The 18568-nt window shown below is 61.6% G+C and carries 19 protein-coding genes; 16 read left to right on the plus strand and 3 right to left on the minus strand.

Annotation, left to right across the window (positions count from 1 at the left end; translation table 11 throughout):
• Window positions 1-26: 26 nt before the first annotated feature.
• Both ACPYOP_RS19400 and hemC read right to left on the minus strand, forming a co-directional pair.
• Window positions 27-755, minus strand: a complete 729-nt coding sequence (locus ACPYOP_RS19400; protein ID WP_481411968.1) for a uroporphyrinogen-III synthase — start codon at window positions 753-755, stop codon at window positions 27-29.
• Between the two features lie 6 nt (window positions 756-761).
• Window positions 762-1691, minus strand: coding sequence for a hydroxymethylbilane synthase (gene hemC, locus ACPYOP_RS19405; protein ID WP_481411969.1), 930 nt, complete (start codon window positions 1689-1691; stop codon window positions 762-764).
• A gap of 84 nt (window positions 1692-1775) precedes the next feature.
• Between hemC and tsaD the strand changes: the two genes are divergently transcribed.
• From tsaD to ACPYOP_RS19430, 5 genes are read left to right on the plus strand one after another with little or no spacing between them, the layout of a single operon-like run.
• Entirely contained in the window at window positions 1776-2873 is a 1098-nt protein-coding gene (gene tsaD / locus ACPYOP_RS19410) for a tRNA (adenosine(37)-N6)-threonylcarbamoyltransferase complex transferase subunit TsaD (protein ID WP_481411970.1), read from the plus strand.
• Window positions 2870-3859, plus strand: coding sequence for an NAD(P)H-dependent glycerol-3-phosphate dehydrogenase (locus ACPYOP_RS19415; RefSeq protein ID WP_481411971.1), 990 nt, complete (start codon window positions 2870-2872; stop codon window positions 3857-3859). The genes tsaD and ACPYOP_RS19415 overlap by 4 nt, the downstream gene beginning before the upstream one ends.
• A 26-nt stretch (window positions 3860-3885) precedes the next feature.
• Window positions 3886-4179, plus strand: a complete 294-nt coding sequence (locus tag ACPYOP_RS19420) for a YciI-like protein (RefSeq protein WP_120665651.1) — start codon at window positions 3886-3888, stop codon at window positions 4177-4179.
• A gap of 3 nt (window positions 4180-4182) precedes the next feature.
• On the plus strand, window positions 4183-4614 hold the full coding sequence (locus tag ACPYOP_RS19425) for an EVE domain-containing protein (RefSeq protein ID WP_481411972.1): 432 nt from the start codon (window positions 4183-4185) through the stop codon (window positions 4612-4614).
• A gap of 18 nt (window positions 4615-4632) precedes the next feature.
• The gene (locus ACPYOP_RS19430; RefSeq protein ID WP_481411973.1) at window positions 4633-5283 is read left to right on the plus strand and encodes a class I SAM-dependent methyltransferase; all 651 of its coding nucleotides are present in this window, start codon (window positions 4633-4635) and stop codon (window positions 5281-5283) included.
• A gap of 6 nt (window positions 5284-5289) precedes the next feature.
• On the opposite strand, the gene ACPYOP_RS19435 is transcribed toward ACPYOP_RS19430, so the two are convergent.
• Window positions 5290-5691: a hypothetical protein gene (locus ACPYOP_RS19435; RefSeq protein ID WP_481411974.1), complete on the minus strand. Its 402-nt coding sequence runs from the start codon at window positions 5689-5691 to the stop codon at window positions 5290-5292.
• Between the two features lie 302 nt (window positions 5692-5993).
• Here ACPYOP_RS19435 and sdhC point away from each other — a divergent pair, with 302 nt between their 5' ends.
• The 11 genes from sdhC (at window position 5994) to ACPYOP_RS19490 (ending at window position 18510) form a co-directional block, all read left to right on the plus strand.
• Window positions 5994-6392 carry a succinate dehydrogenase, cytochrome b556 subunit gene (gene sdhC / locus ACPYOP_RS19440; protein ID WP_481411975.1) on the plus strand — a complete coding sequence of 133 codons (399 nt, stop codon included), beginning with the start codon at window positions 5994-5996 and terminating at the stop codon, window positions 6390-6392.
• Window positions 6393-6457: 65 nt separating this feature from the next.
• On the plus strand, window positions 6458-6838 hold the full coding sequence (gene sdhD / locus ACPYOP_RS19445; protein ID WP_120665638.1) for a succinate dehydrogenase, hydrophobic membrane anchor protein: 381 nt from the start codon (window positions 6458-6460) through the stop codon (window positions 6836-6838).
• A 7-nt stretch (window positions 6839-6845) separates the two neighbouring features.
• Complete coding sequence (gene sdhA, locus ACPYOP_RS19450) at window positions 6846-8702, plus strand: succinate dehydrogenase flavoprotein subunit (RefSeq protein ID WP_481411976.1); 1857 nt, start codon at window positions 6846-6848, stop codon at window positions 8700-8702.
• 17 nt (window positions 8703-8719) lie between these two features.
• On the plus strand, window positions 8720-9499 hold the full coding sequence (locus ACPYOP_RS19455; RefSeq protein ID WP_047630647.1) for a succinate dehydrogenase iron-sulfur subunit: 780 nt from the start codon (window positions 8720-8722) through the stop codon (window positions 9497-9499).
• A 327-nt stretch (window positions 9500-9826) separates the two neighbouring features.
• Complete coding sequence (locus tag ACPYOP_RS19460; RefSeq protein WP_481411977.1) at window positions 9827-10351, plus strand: protease inhibitor Inh/omp19 family protein; 525 nt, start codon at window positions 9827-9829, stop codon at window positions 10349-10351.
• Window positions 10352-10412: 61 nt separating this feature from the next.
• Window positions 10413-11576 (plus strand): cell division protein ZapE, encoded by a 1164-nt coding sequence (gene zapE, locus ACPYOP_RS19465; RefSeq protein ID WP_481411978.1) that lies wholly within the window; start codon window positions 10413-10415, stop codon window positions 11574-11576.
• A 179-nt stretch (window positions 11577-11755) separates the two neighbouring features.
• The gene (gene mdh / locus ACPYOP_RS19470; protein WP_481411979.1) at window positions 11756-12718 is read left to right on the plus strand and encodes a malate dehydrogenase; all 963 of its coding nucleotides are present in this window, start codon (window positions 11756-11758) and stop codon (window positions 12716-12718) included.
• A 27-nt stretch (window positions 12719-12745) separates the two neighbouring features.
• Window positions 12746-13939 carry an ADP-forming succinate--CoA ligase subunit beta gene (sucC, locus tag ACPYOP_RS19475; RefSeq protein ID WP_481411980.1) on the plus strand — a complete coding sequence of 398 codons (1194 nt, stop codon included), beginning with the start codon at window positions 12746-12748 and terminating at the stop codon, window positions 13937-13939.
• A gap of 5 nt (window positions 13940-13944) precedes the next feature.
• Window positions 13945-14436 carry a DUF1579 family protein gene (locus tag ACPYOP_RS19480; protein ID WP_481411981.1) on the plus strand — a complete coding sequence of 164 codons (492 nt, stop codon included), beginning with the start codon at window positions 13945-13947 and terminating at the stop codon, window positions 14434-14436.
• Between the two features lie 12 nt (window positions 14437-14448).
• The gene (gene sucD / locus ACPYOP_RS19485) at window positions 14449-15351 is read left to right on the plus strand and encodes a succinate--CoA ligase subunit alpha (protein ID WP_120665619.1); all 903 of its coding nucleotides are present in this window, start codon (window positions 14449-14451) and stop codon (window positions 15349-15351) included.
• Window positions 15352-15525: 174 nt separating this feature from the next.
• Complete coding sequence (locus tag ACPYOP_RS19490) at window positions 15526-18510, plus strand: 2-oxoglutarate dehydrogenase E1 component (protein WP_481411982.1); 2985 nt, start codon at window positions 15526-15528, stop codon at window positions 18508-18510.
• Window positions 18511-18568 lie beyond the last annotated feature (58 nt).

The raw sequence follows: 18568 nt of genomic DNA on the forward strand, positions 1-18568 counted from the left end.
AAAGGCCTTAGATCAAAATTGCGGCGTTACGCCTGGATCAGGAGCGACAGAAGCCGGTCTTCATTCGGCATGTCGGCGATGTCGGTCAGGGAATGCATTCGTGCCGGAATAGCCGCGGCGATCGCCTCGCTCAGGCAGAGAAATCGCGTTTCGGCGAGGGCTTCGGGATTTTCCTGGACGAAGGGGAGGCCGAAAAAGCGCTGCGCCGTTTGATGGGAGTAAAGCAGCACGGCATCGGCGCGGGCATCCGTGAAAAGGCGGCGAAGAACGGCATTGTCGGGAGCGATGTCACGCATCCGATAGCATTCCACAGTCAGGAACGGCAGTTGCAGCTCCGTCAGCGCCGCTTCGAAACCGGGCGCGCGAGGGGAGCCGGCGAGATAGAGGAGGGGGACCTCGCCAAAGCTCGCCGAATGGCCTGAAATCAAGACGGCAAGCTCGGTGCCGCCACCTTCCGATATGGCGATATTGTTAAAGCCGAGATCAGCCGCCTCCTTGGCTGTCGCCTTTCCCACGGCAAAGAGGGTTCGACCAAGATGCGGCGCCAGATCGGAGCCTAATGATGCAAGCGTCCGGATCGCCTCGGCGCTGGTAACGGCGATGGCGCCCTGCGTGTTCAGCAGTGCCCGCCCTGCTTCCTCGACATGATGCACGGGCTCCGCGAGCGGCAGGAGGAAGGCCTCGTGCCCCATCTGCGCCAGTCGCCGCACGGTGCGTTCACCCGAATGCTGGGGGCGGGTGACGACGACGCGCATCTTTCGTCAGGTCCAGTCTTCGAAGAAAGTGCTGCCGGCCTCGGCGCGGATCGCCTGGCCGGCGTTGATGCCGAGCGCCTCGGCATCGCGCCGGTGGCCTTCGATGGTGGTCGTGTGCACCTGCTGGCCGTCCGGGGTGAGGATCATGCCGAAGAAGCGCAGATGGTCGCCTTCGCAGATTGCATAGCCGGCTATCGGTGTGCGGCAGGAGCCATCGAGCGCGGCCAGGAAGGCGCGTTCGCAGGAGACGGCGTCGAAGGTCGGCCCGTCATTCACGGCGGCGAGCAGGTCGTTCATCCTGATATCGTCGATCCGGCTCTCGATGGTGATTGCGCCCTGCGCGGGAGCGGGCGGGAATTCGTCGGGGTCGAGAATATCGGTGATGACCTCGACCATGCCGAGCCGCTTCAGGCCGGCGAGCGCCAGCAAGGTCGCGTCGGCCTGTCCCTCTTCCAGCTTGCGCAGCCGGGTCTGGACCGAGCCCCGAAAGGTGATGACATTGATATCCGGGCGCAGGCGGCGGATCAGGGCTTGGCGGCGCAGCGACGCCGAGCCGACGGTTGCGCCATGCGGCAGCTCGATCAGTTTCGGCGCAGTGCGGCCGATGACGGAATCGCGGATGTCCTCGCGCGGCAGATAGGCGGTCAGCGCCAGACCCTGCGGCAGCTTGGTCGCCATGTCCTTGGCGGAGTGCACGGCGAAATCAAGCTCGGCGGAGGTCAGTTTCTCTTCCAGCTCCTCCGTGAACAGGCCCTTGCCGCCGATTGCCGCGAGCGACCGGTCGGTGATGCGGTCGCCCTTGGTGCTGAGAACGACGATTTCGAACATCTCCTCCGGAAGGCCATGAGCCGCCATCAGGCGGTCGCGCGCTTCTCGCGCCTGGGCGAGCGCCAGCGGGCTGCCGCGCGTGCCGATCCGGAAAGGTTTTGTTTGCATCCGCTTTGATCCGTTGTTACCGACAGTTCCCGTAACCATATTTCCGCTTTATCGCAATCGACCTGTAGGCAACGAACAATCTCCATGGCGCCCGTTCTTCGCATTCTCGGCATCGAAACAAGCTGCGACGAAACCGCTGCGGCCATTGTCGAGCGCCGGGATGACGGCACCTCGACGGTCTGTTCCGATGTCGTCCTCAGCCAGTTGGACGAGCATAGCGCCTATGGCGGCGTCGTGCCGGAAATCGCCGCGCGGGCGCATGTCGAGGCGCTGGATACGCTGATCGACGAAGCATTGAAACGCGCCAATGTGTTGCTCTCAGACGTCGATGCCATCGCTGCCACCTCTGGCCCCGGCCTCATCGGCGGCCTGCTTGTCGGGTTGATGACTGGCAAGGCAATCTCGCGTGCCACAGGCAAACCATTATACGCCATTAACCATCTGGAAGGCCATGCCCTGACGGCGCGGCTGACGGACGGACTTGCATTTCCCTACCTTATGCTGCTCGTCTCCGGCGGCCATACCCAGCTGATCCTGGTGCGCGGTGTCGGCGACTACGAGCGCTGGGGCACGACGATCGACGATGCGCTCGGCGAAGCTTTCGACAAGACGGCGAAGCTGCTGGGATTGCCCTATCCAGGCGGTCCGGCTGTGGAGGCAGCCGCCAGGAACGGCAATCCGGACCGCTTCGATCTGCCACGGCCGCTGGTCGGCGAAGCGCGCCTCGATTTTTCCTTTTCCGGCCTGAAGACGGCGGTGCGGCAGGCGGCAACGGCAATCGCGCCGGTCACGGAGCAGGATATCGCCGATATCTGCGCCTCCTTCCAGAAGGCGATCTCGCGCACGCTGAAGGACCGGATCAGCCGTGGCCTGCAGCGCTTCAAGGTGGAGTTTCCGAAGACTGAGGAAAAGCCGTCGCTTGTCGTGGCAGGCGGCGTCGCCGCCAATCTCGAGCTGCGCCGCACTCTGCAGGAGCTTTGCGATGCCAATGGCTTCCGTTTCATCGCGCCGCCATTGAGATTGTGTACCGATAATGCCGTCATGATCGCCTGGGCGGGATTGGAACGCATGGCGACGGGGGCGGCCCCTGACGATCTCGATGTGCAGCCGCGCTCGCGCTGGCCGCTGGATCAGAAGGCGGCAACTCTGCTTGGACACGGCAAACGAGGAGCAAAGGCATGAGCGGCAACGAGCAGATCGCAGTCATCGGCGCCGGCGCTTTCGGCACCGCACTCGCAGCCGTCATCGCGTTGACCGGCCGCAGCGACGTCACGCTCGTCGGGCGGAAAGCCGGTCTGATGGCGGATCTTGCCGCTGATCGCATGCATGATGCCGTGCTGCCCGGGATCGAGCTGCCGGATTCGCTGCAGTTTTCGGCCGAGGCGGATGCCGTTTCCAATGCCGGCATCGTTCTCTTCGCCATGCCCTCGCAGGCACAGGCCAATGCTGCCAGGCATTATGGGCCCTATCTCGCCAAGGATGCCGTCGTCGTCACCTGCGCCAAGGGTATCGACAAGGTCTCCGGTGATCTCCTGACCGACATGCTGGAGCGCGAGCTGCCGCAGCACGCTATCGCGGTTCTCTCCGGGCCGGGCTTTGCCACAGATATCGCCAAGGGCCTGCCGACGGCCATGGCGATTGCCGCTGCAGACATCGTGGTGGCCGAAAGGCTTGCGCAGGCAATTTCCGGCCCGACCTTCCGCCTCTATGCATCGGATGATCGCATCGGCGTGCAGCTCGGCGGTGCCTTGAAGAATGTTCTCGCGATTGCCTGCGGCATCGTCGAGGGACGGGGCATCGGCGATTCCGCACGGGCGGCGCTGATCAGCCGGGGTCTTGCCGAGATGTCGCGCTTCGTCGCGGCCAAGGGCGGCAAGGCTGAAACCGTGCGTGGGCTCTCCGGCCTTGGTGACCTCGTTCTGACTGCCACCAGCCATCAATCCCGCAACCTGCGATTCGGCATCGCGCTTGGTGAAGGCAAGGCTGCCGATCCAACGCATGGCGCGCTGGTCGAAGGCGCCTATGCGGCCTCCATCGCCGCGCGGCTTGCACAGAAACTCGGTGTCGACATGCCGATCACAGACGCGGTTTCCGCCATCATCGACGGCAAGCTCGACATAGCCACCGTCATCGGGCAGTTGATGACACGACCGATCACCACGGAATAATTTCTGAATATCTAAAGGAGCCAAACATGCTGTTTGCCTTTGTCTGCAAGGACAAGCCCGGTCATCTGAATGTTCGCATGGAGACGCGCCCGGCGCATCTGGAGCATCTGAACAAGCTCAATGCCGAGGGGACGCTGAAGATGGCGGGGCCTTTCCTGGATGCCGAAGGCAAGCCGAACGGCAGTCTCGTGGTCGTCAATGCCGAGAGCATCGAGGCGGCGAAAGTGATTGCCGATGCCGATCCCTATACGAAGGCCGGCCTGTTCGAGAGCGTCGAGATCAAGCCGTTCAACTGGGTCTTCAACAATCCGGAGGCATGAGAGATGGCGCATTGGCTTTATAAATCCGAGCCGTCCTCCTGGTCCTGGCAGCAGCAGAAGGATGCGGGGGCAAAAGGCACCGAATGGACCGGCGTGCGCAACTATCTCGCCCGCAACAACATGCGGGCCATGCAGATCGGCGACAAGGGTTTCTTCTATCACTCCAATGACGGGCTGGAGGTCGTCGGCATCGTTGAAGTCTGCGCGCTGGCGCATCCGGATTTGACCGCCAAGGACGATCTTCGCTGGGAATGCGTCGACATCCGCGCCGTCCGCGACATGCCGAACCCTGTGACGCTCAAGGACATCAAGGCCAATCCGAAGCTCTTGCAAATGGCGCTCGTCACCTCCATGCGGCTTTCGGTGCAGCCGGTGACGGATGAGGAATGGCTGGAAGTCTGCCGCATGGGTGGTCTGGACAACCCGCCCGTCTGATCCGGTGCGAGGAATCCATTGAAAACCGATCCGGAAAGCTTCATCCGCGCCAATACCAGCCTGATGTCGCCGCCGCATGTGCCCGAAATCCGGCTACATCTTGCAAGCGAGGCACATGAGCTGTGGCTGAAGACGGAAGAGGAGCTTGAAGAGATCGGCCTGCCGCCGCCCTTCTGGGCCTTTGCCTGGGCGGGCGGCCAGGGCCTGGCACGTTATATCCTCGATCATCCGGAGACCGTGACCGGCAAAACCGTGCTGGATTTTGCCAGCGGTTCAGGGCTTGTCGCCATTGCGGCCAAGCGCGCGGGTGCAAGCCATGTATTGGCCGTCGATGTCGATCCTTGGGCGGGCACGGCGATCCGGCTCAATGCTGTTGAAAATGATGTCACCGTCGATTTCTCTGGCGATGACATTATCGGTCGCGCTGTGGGTGCGGACATCATCCTCGCCGGCGACGTCTTCTACGATCGCGATTTTGCCACGAGCCTCGTTCCCTGGCTACGGCGGCTGGCCGGTGAGGGGAGGCTGGTTCTGGTCGGCGATCCCGGCAGGGCCTATCTTCCCAAGGATCGCCTGGAGATGCAGGTAACCTATCAGGTGCCTGTTACGCGCGCGCTCGAGGATAGCGAAGTCAAGAAAACGACGGTCTGGCGATTTCTTGCGGGTTGAGGATCGTCAGTGCCGGATGACGCAGACGCCCGCTTCGTATGAGCAGGGATTGCCGGCATAGCGGACATCGATGACTTTCGCCTTCGGCCTCAGCTGCACCGCGGTGGGGCGGGCGTAGGGGTTATAGCCGCCATAGCCCAGCACATAGGTCCCGCCATTGGCCTGGTAGACATCCGCCGTGCCGGCATAGGTTCCGGCGCTTGCCGCCTCAGGCCGTTCCATGAAAATGATTCTGTCCGGCTGTTGCCGCATGGTGCCTTGCGGCGCGGAAATCTGGTTGAGGCGCATGATGCCGGAATGATCGTGATGATGCCAGTGGCGATAGTCGCCCGCTGAGGCCGGCGCGAAGGAAAGAATGGCTGCTGCCGCCAAAACGAACGCTGCTGCCTTGAAAAGATGCGGCTTCATGATTCGCTCCGCTTCGGTCGGTTAATGAAATCTTAACGGCAGATTGCCCCAAGACCGTGGCGAAGTCCACGCCAGGGTTGATGAAATGGTAAACGGCCCGGCTTGGAGAGCTCGTCCCTGCATGCTCGCTAAAGTGCAGGGCAATCCGAATCGATTAAATTCAAAGCAGGCATCAATTGTGCTTGTGGATAGGCGTCTGGGTGATTAATGGTCGCAATGATGCAACGCACACTGCATATCCCTGTGCGCGCGTTGCCCCGGATAACCGGGTTCTAAGCGTATCGTAACGCCGCGAGGTTCTGATGGCGAACGTCACACAAAACCGGCCTCTGTCGCCGCATCTGCAAATCTACAAACCCATCCCCACCATGGTCATGTCGATCGTCCACCGCATCACCGGCGCCGCGCTTTACTTCGGCACGCTGCTGGTCGCCTGGTGGCTGATTGCCGCGGCGACGGGCCAGGGCTATTTCGAGCTGGTCAACTGGATCATGGGCACGATCATCGGCCGCATCATCCTGCTCGGCTACACCTGGGCGCTGCTGCACCATATGGTCGGCGGTCTGCGCCATTTCGTCTGGGACCTCGGATACGGTTTCGATCCCGCCGTCTCGACGAAAATGGCCAAGGCCACGCTCATCGCCTCGATCTGTCTGACCGCGCTGGTCTGGATCATCGGCATCGTCATCCGCCTGGGTTGATTGGCATGATCATTCCCGGAAGCGCTCAGGCGCCTTTCGGGATCATGCTTTAAAGGATATTTCTCATGGATATGCGCACTCCTCTGGGCAAAGTCCGCGGTCTCGGTTCCGCCAAGGAAGGTACCGATCATTTCTGGCGCCAGCGCCTGACCGCCGTTGCCAATGTCCCGCTCTTTCTCTTCTTCGTCATCTTCCTGATGATCTATGCCGGCGCGCCTTACGCTGAAGTCGTGCATGCGATCTCGAATCCGATCGTTGCCGTCATCTTCGGCCTGATGGTGATCTCCGCCATTATCCATATGAAGATTGGCATGCAGGTCATCATCGAGGACTATGTCCACGGCGAATTCGGCAAGATCGTCCTTCTCATGCTCAACACGTTCTTCGCGGTCGTCGTGGCGGGGCTCTGTCTTTTCGCCATTCTGAAGATCGCGTTCGTAGGATAATTGCATCATGGCACCGAACTCTTCTGCTCAGAATGGGCCCGCTCAGAACGGGAAAGCCTATAAGTATATCGACCACTCCTATGACGTGATCGTCGTCGGCGCCGGCGGCGCCGGTCTGCGCGCCACGCTCGGCATGGCCGAACAGGGCTTCCGCACCGCCTGCATCACCAAGGTCTTCCCCACCCGTTCGCACACCGTCGCAGCCCAGGGCGGCATCGCCGCCTCGCTGCAGAACATGACGCCGGACAGCTGGCAGTGGCATCTCTACGACACCGTCAAGGGCTCCGATTGGCTCGGCGACGTCGATGCCATGCAGTATATGGTCATGGAAGCGCCGAAGGCCGTCTACGAGCTGGAACACTACGGCGTGCCCTTCTCGCGTAACGAAGAAGGCAAGATCTATCAGCGCCCGTTCGGCGGCCATATGCAGAATTTCGGCGATGGACCGCCGGTGCAGCGCACCTGCGCTGCCGCCGACCGTACCGGCCACGCCATCCTTCACACGCTTTACGGCCAGTCGCTGCGCAACAATGCGGAATTCTTCATCGAATATTTCGCGCTCGACCTGATCATGTCCGATGACGGCAGCCGCTGCACCGGCGTCGTTGCCTGGTGCCTCGACGACGGCACGATCCATCGCTTCGCCGCCAAGATGGTGGTGCTGGCGACCGGCGGCTACGGCCGCGCCTATTTCTCGGCGACTTCGGCCCATACCTGCACCGGCGACGGTGGCGGCATGGTGGCCCGCGCCGGCCTGCCGCTGCAGGACATGGAGTTCGTGCAGTTCCATCCGACCGGCATCTACGGTTCGGGTTGCCTGATCACCGAAGGGGCGCGCGGCGAAGGCGGCTATCTCGTCAATTCCGAGGGCGAGCGCTTCATGGAGCGCTACGCTCCTTCCGCGAAGGACCTTGCCTCGCGCGACGTCGTTTCGCGCTGCATGACGCTTGAGATCCGTGAGGGACGCGGCGTCGGCAAGAACAAGGATCACATCTTCCTGCATCTCGACCATCTCGATCCGGCCGTGCTGCATGAGCGTCTGCCCGGCATTTCCGAGAGTGCCCGCATTTTCGCCGGCGTCGACGTGACCCGCGATCCGATCCCGGTGCTTCCGACCGTTCACTACAATATGGGCGGTATTCCCACGAACTATTGGGGTGAAGTGCTCAACGCCGACAGCAACAATCCCGAGCGCGTATTGCCGGGCCTGATGGCCGTCGGCGAAGCCGGCTGCGCTTCGGTGCACGGCGCCAATCGCCTCGGCTCGAACTCGCTGATCGACCTCGTGGTCTTCGGCCGCGCCGCCGCCATCCGCGCCGGCCAGGTCATCGACCGCAACAGCCCGGTTCCGCCTGTCAATGTCGCTGCCTGCGACAAGATCATGGATCGCTTCGACCGTCTGCGCCACGCCAGCGGCTCGACGCCGACGGCCGCGCTGCGCGAGAAGATGCAGCGCGCCATGCAGGAAGACGCCGCCGTGTTCCGCACCCAGGAATCGCTGGAATCCGGTTGCCGCCGTCTTTCGGAAATCTGGACGGAAATGTCTGATATCAAGGTCACCGACCGCTCGCTGATCTGGAATTCCGACCTCGTCGAAACGCTGGAACTGCACAATCTGATGGCCAACGCCATCACGACGATCTACGGCGCCGAGGCCCGCAAGGAAAGCCGCGGCTCGCACGCCCGCGAGGACTATACCGAGGGCAAGTTCGCCGGCCGCAACGACGAAAACTGGCGCAAGCATACGCTTGCCTGGGTCAACGAGTCAGGCGACGTGAAACTGGACTATCGTCCCGTTCACACAGACCTGATCGCCGAAGGCATCGATCCGCACAAGATCGAGCCGAAGGCACGCGTGTACTGATCTGAGAGGAACTGACCATGGTTGAACTCGCTCTCCCCAAGAACTCTCAGATGCGCGAAGGTAAGGTCTGGCCAAAACCGGTCGGCGCCAAGAATACGCGCGAATTCCGCGTCTATCGCTGGAGCCCGGATGACGGCCAGAACCCGAGCATCGATACCTATTATATCGATATCGACGATTGCGGCCCGATGGTGCTCGACGGTCTGCTCTACATCAAGAACAAGATCGACCCGACGCTGACGCTGCGCCGCTCCTGTCGCGAAGGCATTTGCGGCTCATGCGCCATGAATATCGACGGCACCAACACGCTCGCCTGCACCAAGGGTCTGGACGAAATCAAGGGCACGGTGAAGATTTATCCACTGCCGCACATGCCCGTCGTCAAGGACCTCGTGCCGGATCTGACGAACTTCTATGCCCAGCATCGCTCGATCGAGCCCTGGCTGAAGACGGTATCGCCGCCGCCGGCCAAGGAATGGAAGCAGAGCCATGAGGATCGCCTGAAGCTCGACGGTCTTTACGAATGCATTCTCTGCGCCTGCTGCTCGACCTCCTGTCCGAGCTACTGGTGGAACGGCGACCGCTATCTCGGTCCCGCCGTCCTGCTGCAGGCCTATCGCTGGCTGATCGACTCCAGAGACGAAGCCAAGGGCGAACGCCTCGACAACCTCGAGGATCCCTTCCGCCTCTATCGCTGCCACACGATCATGAACTGCGCTCAGACCTGCCCGAAGGGTCTGAACCCGGCCAAGGCAATCGCCGAAATCAAGAAGATGATGGTCGAGCGGCGGGTTTAAGTCCGCCGATTCCGGCCATTTGACCGCCAACGAGGAAAGAATGCTTCGGCAGATTTGCCGAAGCGCTGGGGTGGTCCTTCAGGTGACACCAGATATCATCTCGTCCCGGATGGGATCGAAGAGGGTGCCGAAATTCACTGCTTGCGTCCAATTTTGGGCGAGGCTGTCGAATTAAGCCTTGAAACCACCCGATTCTTGTCCAGCTATCGCCAACGGCAATTTGTAGCGGTATCGACTTGATTAACCAAAGTGAAATACGATAATTCGGACATCATTAAACATGACTTCGCAGATGTCAGCGGTGGACAATCAACCAGGAGTGTGATGATGCAGTTTAGATATGCAGTGACGGCTGCGGCGATTGGCCTGTCGCTTGCCGGTTGCCAGCGCACGGCATACAACAATGACAGTTATTCTGCCCCGCCACTGCAGGCCCAGCCTGTTCCTTCCGTCCAATCCAGCCAGCTTCCGCCCGCAGGCGCCGGCAACGGTTCGCAATTCCCGGCCGCGCCGGCGAGCGCGCCGAATGCCGCCAATCCGGCGCAGCAGCAGGCAATGGCGGCTTCCGCCATGGATGTCACGAAGGAATCGATGGTCGGCAGCTGGAAGGTCAGCAATGGCGGATCGAGCTGCGACATGTTCCTGACGCTGACGAACCTCGGCGGCGGCTCGCGCGGCGGTACGCGCGGTTGCGCCGGTGAACTGACCGCGATGGGTTCGTGGGAAGTGTCCGGCAAGCAGGTCCTCCTGAAAAATCGTGATGGCTCGACGATCGGCACGGTCTACAAGACGGCCGATTCGCGCTTTGACGGCTCGACCGCCTCCGGTCAGCCGCTCAGCCTCAGCCGATAAGCTTATTTGAAGGGGCAGCATCCCTTGGATGCGCCCCATTTGCACAGGCGGATATTTCCCCATGCAGCCCATGCCAGATTACTCGCTCAGCGTCTGCGAACAGCTAAAGGCGCTGACGGCGTCCGGATCCCTCCAGGTGGATTCGGCGCAGATGGATGTGGCGAAAATGCTGGACCGCGTGCTTGCCGATCTCAAGCGGAAGCGGCCCGCGGCCAAATCCAGCGCGCTCGGCTGGATGTTTGCCGCGCGCAAAAAGTCCGCCGAGGCGATCAAGGGCCTCTATATTCACGGCAGCGTCGGACGCGGCAAGACCATGTTGATGGACATGTTCTTCTCCATGGCGCCCTGCCAGAAGAAGCGCCGGGCGCATTTTTTCGAGTTCATGACCGATGTGCACAATCGCATCGCGGCGCAGCGGCTGAAATTCAAGAATGGCGAGACGAAGCAGACCGATCCCCTGCCGCCGGTTGCCGCCGATCTCTACGCCGAAGCCGAACTGCTTTGCTTCGACGAATTTACCGTGACCGACATTGCCGATGCGATGATCCTCTCGCGGCTGTTTTCCGAGTTGTTCTCGCTCGGCTGCGTGCTGATCGCCACGTCGAATGTCGAGCCGGACAATCTCTATCGTGACGGGCTCAATCGCGGCCTTTTCCTGCCCTTCATCGATCTGTTGAAGAAGCATGTCGATATTGTGACGCTGGATTCGCCGACCGATTACCGCATGGAGAAGCTGAACAGCCAACCCGTCTATCTGACGCCGCTCGACCAGCGCACCGATATGGCGATGGACGCGTCGTGGATGCAGGCATTGCACGGACGCAAGGCGCAGCCGACCGAAATCCCGATGAAGGGGCGCTCCATTCATGTGCCGCTCGCCGTCGACCGCATGGCGCGCTTCTCCTTTGCCGATCTTTGCGAGGCGCCGCTCGGACCTGCCGATTTCCTCGCCATCGCCGAACGCTTCGATACGATCTTTCTTGATCGCGTACCAAAGCTCGGGCCGGACAAGCGCAACCAGACGAAGCGTTTCATCATTCTCGTCGACACGCTCTACGATCATAATATCCGCCTTTATGTGTCTGCCGCCGCCATGCCGGAGGACCTGCTGGAAGAGCGGCGAGGGACGGAAGGCTTCGAATTCGACCGCACGGCGTCGCGGCTTTTCGAAATGCGCAGCGCCGAATACCTCGCCCAGACTCCGGCCAGGCGTGCCGCCGAGTAACAAATCGGTGACAGGATGACTTACGTTTACGTAAGAATTTTTCGATCTAACCGATTGAAATTCCTGATCTCAAAATAATCAATTGCCAATTTCGACCTTTGGGTCTATGCGAATGGCGGCAAAGGTGGATGCCTTGCAGGTGTCCCGCCACGGATTTTGATCGCAAAGGATACACCGAAATGGCGCGCAACAAGATCGCACTTATTGGTTCTGGCATGATTGGTGGCACGCTGGCGCATCTCGCCGGCCTGAAAGAACTGGGCGACATCGTCCTGTTCGACATCGCGGACGGCATTCCTCAGGGCAAGGGCCTCGACATTTCCCAGTCTTCGCCGGTCGAAGGCTTCGACGCCAACCTCACCGGCGCCAGCGACTATTCCGCGATCGAAGGCGCCGACGTCTGCATCGTTACGGCAGGCGTTGCCCGCAAGCCCGGCATGAGCCGCGACGATCTTCTCGGCATCAACCTCAAGGTCATGGAGCAGGTCGGCGCCGGCATCAAGAAATATGCCCCGAATGCCTTCGTGATCTGCATCACCAATCCGCTCGACGCCATGGTCTGGGCGCTGCAGAAGTTCTCGGGCCTGCCGACCAACAAGGTCGTCGGTATGGCCGGCGTGCTCGATAGCTCGCGCTTCCGCCTCTTCCTCGCCAAGGAATTCAACGTCTCCGTCGAAGATGTCACGGCTTTCGTTCTTGGCGGCCATGGCGACTCGATGGTGCCGCTCGCCCGCTACTCCACCGTTGCCGGCATTCCGCTGACCGACCTCGTCACCATGGGCTGGCTCACCGCCGAGCGCCTCGAAGAGATCATCCAGCGCACCCGTGACGGCGGCGCCGAGATCGTCGGCCTGCTGAAGACCGGCTCTGCCTTTTACGCTCCGGCCGCTTCCGCCATCGCCATGGCCGAATCCTACCTCAAGGACAAGAAGCGCGTGCTGCCCTGCGCTGCTCACCTCGACGGCCAGTATGGCGTCAAGGATATGTATGTCGGCGTTCCCACCGTCATCGGTGCCGGCGGCATCGAGCGCATCATCGAGATCGACCTGAACAGGGCCGAAAAGGAAGCCTTCGACAAGTCGGTCGCTTCCGTCGCCGGCCTTTGCGAAGCCTGCATCACCATCGCGCCGTCGCTGAAATAATCTAGCCGTTATAACAGGGATAAACCCATGAATATTCATGAATATCAGGCCAAGGCTCTGCTGAAGACCTATGGCGCACCCGTCGCGGACGGCGTTGCCATCTTCTCCGCCGACGAAGCCGCCGCCGCTGCCAAGCAGCTTCCTGGCCCGCTTTACGTCGTCAAGAGCCAGATCCACGCCGGCGGCCGCGGCAAGGGCAAGTTCAAGGAACTCGGCCCGGATGCCAAGGGCGGCGTCCGCCTTGCCAAATCGGTCGACGATGTCGTCGCCAACGCCAAGGACATGCTCGGCAACACGCTGGTGACCAAGCAGACCGGCCCGGCCGGCAAGCAGGTCAACCGTCTTTACATCGAAGACGGCGCCGATATCGACCGCGAACTTTACCTCTCGATCCTGGTCGACCGTTCCGTCGGTCAGGTTGCCTTCGTCGTTTCGACCGAAGGCGGCATGGACATTGAGACCGTCGCGCACGACACGCCGGAAAAGATCATCACCGTCGCCATCGATCCGGCGACGGGCGTCACGGCCGCCAACACGGCTGCTCTTTCCGACGCGCTGAAGCTCGAGGGTGCTGCCCGCGAAGATGCCGCCAAGCTCTTCCCGATCCTCTACAAGGCCTTTGTCGAAAAGGACATGGCGCTCCTCGAAGTGAACCCGCTGATCGTCATGACCAACGGTCGCCTGCGCGTCCTCGACGCCAAGGTTTCCTTCGACGGCAATGCACTCTTCCGTCATGAAGACGTCCGCGCGCTGCGCGACACGTCGGAAGAAGACGAGAAGGAAATCCAGGCGCACGAATACGACCTCGCCTATGTCGCCCTCGACGGCAACATCGGCTGCATGGTCAACGGCGCCGGTCTCGCCATGGCGACCATGGACATCATCAAGCTCTACGGCGCCGAGCCGGCGAACTTCCTCGATGTCGGTGGCGGCGCCACCAAGGAAAAGGTCACGGCCGCCTTCAAGATCATCACTGCCGATCCGGCTGTCCAGGGCATTCTGGTCAACATCTTCGGCGGCATCATGAAGTGCGACGTCATCGCCGAAGGCGTGCTCGCAGCTGTCAAGGAAGTCGGTCTGAAGGTTCCGCTCGTCGTGCGCCTCGAAGGCACCAATGTCGAGCTCGGCAAGAAGATCATCAATGAATCCGGTCTCAACGTCATCTCCGCAGATGACCTGGACGATGCCGCCCAGAAGATCGTGAAGGCAGTCAAGGGCTGATCGGGATGGCTGCTTCCTTCGCTCCAACGGCTGCTCATCTCCGCCTCGGTGCCTTTGCCGGCACCTGGGAGGGGGAAGAGCGTGTCGCGGCTTCGGCCTGGACGAAGGAAGGAACGGCAACCGCGCAGCTCACGGCAGAATGTCTGTTCGGCGGATTTTTCGTCGAACAGCGCTACGTGCAGAAGCGGGACGGCAGCACATCGTTCGAAGCCCGGAACATTCTCGGCTTCGACGCTGCGGATCAGGCCTACAAGCTCTATCAGTTCGATACGGTGGGCTTTACGCCCGCCGCGCCGGCCTCCGGCGAATGGATCGACGAAAAGCTTGTCCTGACCAAAGCCTCGCCGCGCGGTCGCCAGCGCACTCTCTTCCAGTTCGAAAATGAAGACTGCTACCGCATGGGCGTCACGTTCTCGCCCGCCGGCAGCGATACATGGCAGGAGGTCGTCAGCGGCTTATATCGTCGCGTTGCCTCCGCGTCTTCCAACCTCTCGTAACAAAGGCCTCGCATGTCTATTCTCATCAACAAAGACACCAAGGTTCTGGTTCAGGGCCTGACCGGCAAGACCGGTACCTTCCACACCGAACAGGCTCTTGCCTATCACGGCACGAAGATGGTCGGCGGTATTCACCCCTCCAAGGGCGGTGAAACCTGGACCGGCAAGGACGGCGAAAAGCTGCCGATCTTCAAGTCCGTCGCCGAAGGCAAGGACGCCACCGGCGCCAACGCTTCGGTCATCTACGTGCCGCCGGCAGGCGCTGCCGCTGCGATCCTCGAAGCGATCGAAGCCGAGATCCCGCTGATCGTCTGCATCACCGAAGGCATTCCGGTTGCCGATATGGTCAAGGTCAAGGATCGCCTGCTGAAGTCGAAGTCGCGCCTCATTGGACCGAACTGCCCGGGTGTTCTGACCCCGAACGAATGCAAGATCGGCATCATGCCGGGCTCCATCTTCAAGAAGGGTTCCGTCGGCGTTCTCTCGCGCTCCGGCACGCTGACCTACGAAGCCGTGTTCCAGACCACCAATGAAGGCCTTGGCCAGACGACGGCCGTCGGCATCGGCGGCGACCCGGTCAAGGGCACCGAATTCATCGACATCCTGGAAATGTTCCTCGCCGACGACGAAACCAAGTCGATCATCATGATCGGTGAAATCGGCGGTTCGGCGGAAGAAGAAGCCGCGCAGTTCCTCAAGGACGAAGCCAAGAAGGGCCGCAAGAAGCCGATGGTCGGCTTCATCGCCGGCCGCACGGCACCTCCCGGCCGCACCATGGGCCATGCCGGCGCCGTGATTTCCGGCGGCAAGGGCGGCGCGGAAGACAAGATCGCGGCGATGGAAGCGGCGGGCATCCGCGTGTCGCCGTCGCCGGCGCGTCTCGGCAAGACGCTGGTGGAAGTCCTGAAGGGCTGAGCCTACCTATAGCAAGGCCGGACGGGGCGGCAGCCGCCTTGTCCCGTCCGGTTCCGACATTCGCAAGTGCATAGCTGCGGTCTTGATGGCCGCGAACGACATACGGTCGCCGGGATCCGAAAACCGGCAATGCAAACAAGTTGGGAGACGGGCGAGAGCGCCCGCGGATTCACCATGGCAAGGCAAGAAGCCAACGAGCAATTTCAGATCACCTCGTTCCTGGATGGCGCCAACGCTGCCTATATCGAGCAGCTTTATGCGCGCTACGAGGACAATCCTTCATCGGTCTCCGACGAATGGCGGTCTTTCTTCAAGGCGCTCGAGGATAGCCCCGACGATGTGAAGAGGGCGGCCAAGGGCGCCTCCTGGCAGCGCAAGAACTGGCCGATCCCGGCAAAGGGCGATCTCGTGTCGGCGCTCGACGGCGACTGGGGCGTTGTCGAAAAGGTCATCGAGACCAAGCTGAAGGCAAAGGCCGAAACAGCCGGTGCGCCGGCTGACGCGACCGACGTCCTGCAGGCGACCCGCGATTCCGTGCGCGCCATCATGATGATCCGCGCCTATCGCATGCGCGGCCATCTGCACGCCAAGCTCGACCCGCTCGGCATCGCCGCTCCCGTTGAAGACTACAAGGAGCTGTCGCCGGAAGCCTATGGCTTCACCGATGCGGACCTCGACCGGAAGATCTTCATCGACAACGTGCTCGGCCTCGAATTCGCAACCCTTCGCGAGATGATCGAGATTCTCGAGCGCACCTACTGCTCCACCCTCGGCGTCGAATTCATGCACATCTCCAATCCGGAGGAAAAGGCCTGGATTCAGGAGCGCATCGAAGGGCCGGACAAGGGCATCGCTTTCAACCCCGAGCGCAAGAAGGCCATCCTTCAGAAGGTCATCGAAGCCGAAGGCTACGAGCAGTTCCTCGACGTCAAGTTCAAGGGCACCAAGCGCTTCGGCCTCGACGGCGGCGAATCGCTGATCCCGGCTCTTGAGCAGATCCTGAAGAGTGGCAGCCAGCTCGGTCTCCGGGAAGCCGTGTTCGGCATGGCCCATCGCGGCCGCCTGAACGTGCTGTCCCAGGTCATGGGCAAGCCGCACCGCGCCATCTTCCACGAATTCAAGGGCGGCTCCTACGCGCCTGACGAAGTCGAAGGTTCGGGCGACGTGAAGTACCATCTTGGCGCCTCTTCGGACCGCGATTTCGACGGCGCCAAGGTGCATGTCTCGCTGACGGCGAACCCGTCGCATCTCGAAATCGTCAATCCCGTGGTCATGGGCAAGGCCCGCGCCAAGCAGGACATGGGCGCCACCCAGTGGGACGGCGATATCATCCCTCTGTCCGAGCGTGCCAAGGTCGTGCCGCTGCTCATCCATGGTGACGCGGCTTTTGCCGGCCAGGGCGTCGTTGCCGAAATCCTTGGCCTCTCCGGCCTGCGCGGCCACCGCGTTGCCGGTACGATGCACGTCATCATCAACAACCAGATCGGTTTCACCACCAATCCGGCCTTCTCGCGTTCGTCGCCCTATCCGTCCGACGTCGCCAAGATGATCGAAGCGCCGATCTTCCACGTCAACGGCGACGATCCTGAAGCGGTCGTTTACGCTGCGAAGATCGCAACCGAATTCCGTATGAAGTTCCACAAGCCTGTGGTCCTTGACCTGTTCTGCTACCGCCGCTACGGCCACAATGAAGGCGATGAACCGTCCTTCACGCAGCCGAACATGTATAAGGTCATCCGCGCCCACAGCACGGTCCTGCAGATCTACTCGCAGCGGCTGGTCAGCGAAGGCGTGCTGACCGAAGGCGAAGTCGAAAAGATGAAGGCCGATTGGCGTGCCCATCTCGAGCAGGAGTTCGAGGCCGGCCAGTCCTACAAGCCGAACAAGGCCGACTGGCTGGACGGCGAGTGGTCCGGCCTGCACACGGCCGACAATGCCGACGAGCAGCGCCGTGGCAAGACGGCCGTGCCGATGAAGTCGTTGAAGGAAATCGGTCGCAAGCTGTCGGAAATCCCGGCCGGCTTCCACGCGCACCGCACCATCCAGCGCTTCATGGAAAACCGCGCCAACATGGTGCAGACGGGCGAGGGTATCGACTGGGCCATGGCGGAAGCCCTGGCATTCGGTTCGCTCGTCGTCGAAGGCCACAAGATCCGCTTGTCCGGCCAGGACTGCGAACGCGGCACCTTCTCGCAACGTCATTCGGTTCTCTACGATCAGGAGACGGAGGAGCGCTACATTCCGCTCGCCAACCTGTCGCCGACCCAGGCTCGCTACGAAGTCATCAACTCGATGCTCTCGGAGGAAGCGGTTCTCGGCTTCGAATACGGCTATTCGCTGGCCCGTCCGAACGCGCTGACCCTCTGGGAAGCCCAGTTCGGCGACTTCGCCAACGGTGCGCAGGTCGTGTTCGACCAGTTCATCTCGTCGGGCGAACGCAAGTGGCTGCGCATGTCCGGCCTCGTCTGCCTGCTGCCGCATGGCTATGAAGGCCAGGGTCCGGAACACTCCTCCGCCCGCCTGGAACGCTATCTGCAGCTCTGCGCCGAAGACAACATGCAGGTCGCCAACGTCACGACGCCGGCGAACTACTTCCACATCCTGCGCCGTCAGCTGAAACGCGATTTCCGCAAGCCGCTGATCCTGATGACGCCGAAGTCGCTGTTGCGCCACAAGCGCGCGGTGTCGACCCTTGCGGAGATGGCGGGCGAAAGCTCCTTCCACCGCCTGCTGTGGGACGATGCGGAAGTGATCAAGGATGGCCCGATCAAGCTGCAGAAGGACAACAAGATCCGTCGCGTCGTCATCTGCTCCGGCAAGGTCTACTACGATCTCCTGGAAGAGCGCGAGAAGCGCGGCATCGACGACGTCTACCTGCTGCGCATCGAACAGCTCTATCCGTTCCCTGCCAAGGCGCTCATCAACGAGCTCAGCCGCTTCCGCAACGCGGAGATGGTCTGGTGCCAGGAAGAGCCGAAGAACATGGGCGCATGGTCCTTCATCGATCCGTATCTGGAATGGGTGCTTGCCCATATCGATGCGAAGTACCAGCGCGTTCGCTACACCGGCCGTCCGGCCGCCGCCTCTCCGGCGACGGGCCTGATGTCCAAGCATCTGTCGCAGCTTGCGGCGTTCCTCGAGGACGCGCTCGGCGGTTGAGGGGTTGCGCGATGACACGTTTTCGTTTGAAAATCGCGTCGTCGCGCTCCAGCCTTCC

The organism is Rhizobium sp. KNZ2-6A (assembly GCF_056755475.1).

Bases quoted from the DNA above. Each gene is read 5' to 3' on its own strand.
- ACPYOP_RS19400 (WP_481411968.1), bottom strand. From the start codon at position 755: ATGCGCGTCGTCGTCACCCGCCCCCAGCATTCGGGTGAACGCACCGTG.
- hemC (WP_481411969.1), bottom strand. From the start codon at position 1,691: ATGCAAACAAAACCTTTCCGGATCGGCACGCGCGGCAGCCCGCTGGCG.
- tsaD (WP_481411970.1), top strand. From the start codon at position 1,776: ATGGCGCCCGTTCTTCGCATTCTCGGCATCGAAACAAGCTGCGACGAA.
- ACPYOP_RS19415 (WP_481411971.1), top strand. From the start codon at position 2,870: ATGAGCGGCAACGAGCAGATCGCAGTCATCGGCGCCGGCGCTTTCGGC.
- ACPYOP_RS19420 (WP_120665651.1), top strand. From the start codon at position 3,886: ATGCTGTTTGCCTTTGTCTGCAAGGACAAGCCCGGTCATCTGAATGTT.
- ACPYOP_RS19425 (WP_481411972.1), top strand. From the start codon at position 4,183: ATGGCGCATTGGCTTTATAAATCCGAGCCGTCCTCCTGGTCCTGGCAG.
- ACPYOP_RS19435 (WP_481411974.1), bottom strand. From the start codon at position 5,691: ATGAAGCCGCATCTTTTCAAGGCAGCAGCGTTCGTTTTGGCGGCAGCA.
- sdhC (WP_481411975.1), top strand. From the start codon at position 5,994: ATGGCGAACGTCACACAAAACCGGCCTCTGTCGCCGCATCTGCAAATC.
- sdhD (WP_120665638.1), top strand. From the start codon at position 6,458: ATGGATATGCGCACTCCTCTGGGCAAAGTCCGCGGTCTCGGTTCCGCC.
- sdhA (WP_481411976.1), top strand. From the start codon at position 6,846: ATGGCACCGAACTCTTCTGCTCAGAATGGGCCCGCTCAGAACGGGAAA.
- ACPYOP_RS19455 (WP_047630647.1), top strand. From the start codon at position 8,720: ATGGTTGAACTCGCTCTCCCCAAGAACTCTCAGATGCGCGAAGGTAAG.
- ACPYOP_RS19460 (WP_481411977.1), top strand. From the start codon at position 9,827: ATGCAGTTTAGATATGCAGTGACGGCTGCGGCGATTGGCCTGTCGCTT.
- zapE (WP_481411978.1), top strand. From the start codon at position 10,413: ATGCAGCCCATGCCAGATTACTCGCTCAGCGTCTGCGAACAGCTAAAG.
- mdh (WP_481411979.1), top strand. From the start codon at position 11,756: ATGGCGCGCAACAAGATCGCACTTATTGGTTCTGGCATGATTGGTGGC.
- sucC (WP_481411980.1), top strand. From the start codon at position 12,746: ATGAATATTCATGAATATCAGGCCAAGGCTCTGCTGAAGACCTATGGC.
- ACPYOP_RS19480 (WP_481411981.1), top strand. From the start codon at position 13,945: ATGGCTGCTTCCTTCGCTCCAACGGCTGCTCATCTCCGCCTCGGTGCC.
- sucD (WP_120665619.1), top strand. From the start codon at position 14,449: ATGTCTATTCTCATCAACAAAGACACCAAGGTTCTGGTTCAGGGCCTG.
- ACPYOP_RS19490 (WP_481411982.1), top strand. From the start codon at position 15,526: ATGGCAAGGCAAGAAGCCAACGAGCAATTTCAGATCACCTCGTTCCTG.